Source organism: Neobacillus niacini (assembly GCF_000759675.1).
Taxonomy (GTDB): domain Bacteria; phylum Bacillota; class Bacilli; order Bacillales; family Cytobacillaceae; genus Neobacillus; species Neobacillus niacini_A.
In genome coordinates this window covers 1-216 of record NZ_BAWM01000169.1, presented here as the reverse complement: position 1 = coordinate 216, position 216 = coordinate 1, and the positions used below count along the sequence as shown (strand labels likewise).

General features: G+C 45.4%; 1 rRNA gene. It reads left to right on the top strand.

The window, feature by feature from the left end:
* Positions 1 to 123 precede the first annotated feature (123 nt).
* Positions 124 to 216 (top strand): 5S ribosomal RNA (gene rrf / locus TR08_RS30625); the annotation flags it as partial.

The following is a 216-nucleotide window of genomic DNA, read 5'->3' as shown; positions in this document are numbered from 1 at the left end:
GCGGTAACGTGTGGAGCTGACTGATACTAATCGTTCGAGGACTTAACCAATTTTTAAAGCGAACTCGTTTTACAACTTCTTCTGATTATCTAGTTTTGAGGGAATGAAACCTCAACAAAATAGTCTGGCAGCAATGGCGAGAAGGTCACACCCGTTCCCATACCGAACACGGAAGTTAAGCTTCTCAGCGCCGATGGTAGTTGGGACTTTGTCCCT